General features: G+C 70.8%; 1 protein-coding gene. It reads right to left on the minus strand.

Features of this window, described 5'->3' with window-relative positions; all coding sequences use genetic code 11:
* Positions 1 to 39: 39 nt before the first annotated feature.
* Positions 40 to 819 carry a class I SAM-dependent methyltransferase gene (locus AB8Z75_RS34930; protein ID WP_369209160.1) on the minus strand — a complete coding sequence of 260 codons (780 nt, stop codon included), beginning with the start codon at positions 817 to 819 and terminating at the stop codon, positions 40 to 42.
* Positions 820 to 941 lie beyond the last annotated feature (122 nt).

Here is a 941-nt window from a genome sequence, read left to right on the forward strand (position 1 = left end):
GGTTGGGGTTACAGCTGGGGCTGGCGCTGGAGCTGGGGCTCACGCGGGTTTGCGGGCCTCGATGAGGAAGCGGGCAGAGTGGGCGACGAACGGGCCGTCGGCCTGGATTCGGTCATGCAGCTCGCGCAGCCGCGAACGGTACGACTCGACGGTGAAGTCGGGGACCATCCACACGACCTTGCGCAGGAAGTAGACGACCGCCCCGATGTCGAAGAACTCCATACGGAGCCGCTCCGACCGCAGGTCGACCACCTCCAGGCCTGCCGCCTCCGCCTCCGCGCGCTCGTCCTCGGGGCGCCGACGCTCGCGTGCCTCGGGTTGCGGGCCGAGGAAGTACTCCACCAGTTCGAACACGGATGCAGGCCCCACATGCTGGGCGAGGTAGGCACCGTCGGGCTCCAGCACCCGGGCGATCTCCGACCACCACGCCCGCACCGGGTGCCGACTGGTCACCAGGTCGAACGCACCCTCCGCGAACGGCAGCGGAGGCTCGTCGTCGTCCGCCACCACGACGACACCGCGCGGGCGCAGAAGGGCCGTCGCCTTGGCGACGTTCGGCGGCCACGACTCGGTGGCGGCCATCGCGGGTGGCAGCCGCTCCGCCTCCGCGAGGACCTCCCCACCGCCGGTCTGGAGATCGAGAGCGGCGGACGCGGTGGCGAGCCGGGCGCTCATTCGTGCCTGGTACCCCCAGGAGGGGCGTTCCTCGGTCGCTCGGCCCTCCAACCACGAGAAGTCCCAACCCTCCACGGGGACGGAGGCAGCCTCCTCCACGAGCTCATCAAACGACCGTGCCCTCTCCGCGTCCGTATGTGCCATGGCCGCATCCTCTCCGCTCACCCCACCCCCGACCAATCGAGATTCCTCCTGGCTGATCCCACGTGGGGCCAGGTGGCCCACGCGTAAGCAGGTGGGGCCGGAGACCATGGGCCGGGGTGGGG

The sequence above is a fragment of the Streptomyces sp. PU-14G genome (genome assembly GCF_041028275.1).
Taxonomy (GTDB): domain Bacteria; phylum Actinomycetota; class Actinomycetes; order Streptomycetales; family Streptomycetaceae; genus Streptomyces.